The organism is Lactobacillus sp. UMNPBX4 (assembly GCF_002554115.1).
GTDB lineage: Bacteria > Bacillota > Bacilli > Lactobacillales > Lactobacillaceae > Lactobacillus > Lactobacillus gallinarum.
On the sequence record NZ_PCZF01000086.1, the window covers coordinates 1 to 2,720 of the forward strand.

The window sequence follows — 2,720 nt, forward strand, 5'->3', positions numbered from 1 at the left end:
AAAAACCACGATTTAGTAGTTGCCGAGGAACTAAGAAGCAGAAATCTGTTAAAGAATCATGCCTTGTCTCAAGCCATTTCTGATGTTGGTTGGCGTAGTTTCCTGAACATGCTGGCTTATAAGGCAGATCTATATGGCAAAGAATTTCTAACAATTGATCCTAAGTACACCACCCAAAGATGCCATCAATGTGGCAGTATTATGGGACAAAATAGCTATAAGAAATTAACCCTTAAGGATCGGGAATGGACGTGCCCAATCTGTCAGACGCACCATATTCGCGATTGGAATGCGGCAGTGAATATTCTAGAAAAAGGATTAGGCAAGTGGCAGAATCCTAAAATAAAAGAAGCAACCTTATTCGGGGCTGCAGTCCGCTAGCAACTCACGGACTCAAAAGGCTTTGGTAATTAGACGACCTCTATCGGCAATAGCCAAAAGATTATTGCTGGTAAGTCAAGTCCGTATCTAAGCAAGTTGGTGTTCTGGTTAGCGTAAGCTAACGAGCCACTAAGCCCTAGACTTCAGTCTAGGGTAGTTGACATCCATAAGGATTGTTAAGGTAGACAACCTTCTTTTTCTTGTTGTAACCTGTAATTACACAAGCATGTGATGATGGTGTAACGTTCACCTTACCTGAGTTAGTTTCCCACGTTTGCATATTGTTGACGCGGCTAAAGGTTGTAGTAGTAATAATTAAAACGGGATTACCATCGGAAACCAGTTTTAATATTTTCAGGAAATTACTGCCGGAAGCATTAACGATGTGGTTGGTGTATTTACGTGCAACGTTATAAAGCGGACCATTATAAACGCACCAGCCGGCATTTGCTACAGTCATATGACCGACAAAGCCCTGATTAGGATTACCGCGATAACGGCCATTGTCGGTAAAAGAATCGACGTGTTGAATGTTCTGTGCTAGTTCATTTTTAGTAACTTTGATGCCATAATAGTTCATAAGCATGGATAAACTAGTTACCTCGCAGCCGTTAGGCAGGTCGGGGAGCTGATTTTCTAGAGGAACATTGAGCTTTTGTTTCTCTTTCATCGTCATCCAATTAATCTCGTCATCAATTTGATTTTTGTTGGCAAGGTAAGTTAGACTAAGCACTAATATTAATCCAATTGGAATAATTAAAAATAAGTACTTTAAATTAATTTTTTTATTTTTCATGAGTACTATTCTAGCAAAATCTTATTATGAATTCTAAAAAGTGATGACAAAAAAATTTTTTGTAGTATGTTAGTGAGTAGAATTAACAAAAAGGAAAGTTTATTTTGAAGATTAATTTAGAAGATTTAAATAATAAAATTGAAAATCAAGATTACATTCAAGATCTTGAAACAGTAAAATATAGCGATATTAGCAAATCTAAGAGCAAGATCAAGCCTTATGCAGAGAAGATGATTAAGGAAGTCGCTGCTGCGTTCAAGCATGATTCATTAGTGCAAACTCAGCTGGCAGTGACAGGTCAGCGTCCGGTAACGTTTGCTTTAGAGACTAATATCATCAACTTGCCTTACAGCAATTATAAGAAGATTGTCAATTTTTTTGAGGAAGGGCAAGAATATCCGCTTAATGTTTATTTTGAAACGCGGTCTGATTATGTTAATGTTTCGCATTTTAGAATTGATCAATTGGCAACTGAAGAAGAAGTTGAAAAAGATGCTGATAAGGTGGTAGATCAACTAGTAGAAGCAATCATTGAAAAGCTGACAGTTGTGCGTGAATATGAAGCGCCAGAAAAGAAGACTGCTAAGAAGGAAACAAAGAAGAGCAAAACTGCTAAAAAAGAAATTAAAAAGAAAAAGTAGTTTTATAAGGTTTTTAGACTCGAATCTAAGTGATTCGGGTCTTTTTTGTAATGATAACAAAAATTTTTGTTTTTTATTTTTGCTCTTTTTCCAGTCAAAACTTGGAACAAATGTTATTATAGCAAGCTTTTTCGCCATCTATTTTCTTTTTAAAAAAGTCTTATTTTGCTCTTGCATTATATAACTTGTGTTATATAATAAAGATGTGAGGAATGAGGGAACGAAAAGTTCCAACAAGTTAAAGTGATTTAGAAAATAGAGGTATTCATTATGTTAGACTCAAAGAAAATTGTTAAAGTTGTTTCAGTTGTAGTTGCTTCAATTAGTATGATGGGTGTCGGTGCTTCAGTTAGTGAAGCTGCTAGCTTTACTGCTCCAAAGTTAGGTGTTTCAGAAGTTGCTCCTACTAACTCTTCAATCAAGAAAGGCGACAAGATCTTCGTTGTTGTAAAAGACACCAAGAATCAAAAAGTTAACGTTTTAAATGCTAACGGTAAGAAGACTGCTAAGAAAATTTCAATGGGTTCAACCTTCACTGCTAAAGCAGTTAAGAAGACTAATGGCAAGAAGATTGTTAAGATTAACAAGAGCCAATGGTTGAACATTAAGGACGTTGTAAAGGACTAATTCTTTTAGATCAAAGCAAATAAATAATTTTTAACATGATGAATGCATATTTATATAGATAGACTTTAGATCAATCATTTTGCATATTTGCAGGTGATTGATCTTTTTTTGCCAAAAGAAAAGTGTCTGGGAAAAAACTAACCCTTAGATACTGAAAGACGATCAATCCAACTCTTAATTTGAGTTGCTTGACCGTCTTTTTCTGTCTATTTTTATTTTTGAACAAAGAAAATTGGTCTTTTGACCATCTTCTGTTCCAATATTTGCTTAAATTC

At 35.2% G+C, this 2,720-nt stretch carries 4 protein-coding genes and 1 pseudogene; 3 read left to right on the forward strand and 2 right to left on the reverse strand.

The annotated features are described in order from the left end of the window. The coding region (locus tag CP355_RS09625; protein WP_143468935.1) for an RNA-guided endonuclease TnpB family protein at positions 1 to 381 on the forward strand (381 nt) is incomplete at its 5' end. Positions 382 to 529: 148 nt separating this feature from the next. Here CP355_RS09625 and CP355_RS09630 read toward each other — a convergent pair. Beyond that, positions 530 to 1,177 carry a C39 family peptidase gene (locus tag CP355_RS09630; RefSeq protein ID WP_098044426.1) on the reverse strand — a complete coding sequence of 216 codons (648 nt, stop codon included), beginning with the start codon at positions 1,175 to 1,177 and terminating at the stop codon, positions 530 to 532. 104 nt (positions 1,178 to 1,281) lie between these two features. Between CP355_RS09630 and CP355_RS09635 the strand changes: the two genes are divergently transcribed. Beyond that, positions 1,282 to 1,818: a hypothetical protein gene (locus tag CP355_RS09635; protein ID WP_098044427.1), complete on the forward strand. Its 537-nt coding sequence runs from the start codon at positions 1,282 to 1,284 to the stop codon at positions 1,816 to 1,818. A 270-nt stretch (positions 1,819 to 2,088) separates the two neighbouring features. Further along, positions 2,089 to 2,445: a hypothetical protein gene (locus tag CP355_RS09640; protein WP_098044428.1), complete on the forward strand. Its 357-nt coding sequence runs from the start codon at positions 2,089 to 2,091 to the stop codon at positions 2,443 to 2,445. A gap of 70 nt (positions 2,446 to 2,515) precedes the next feature. Here the strand turns inward: CP355_RS09640 and CP355_RS10680 are convergent. Next, positions 2,516 to 2,720 (reverse strand): annotated as a pseudogene (locus tag CP355_RS10680) (hypothetical protein); the annotation flags it as partial.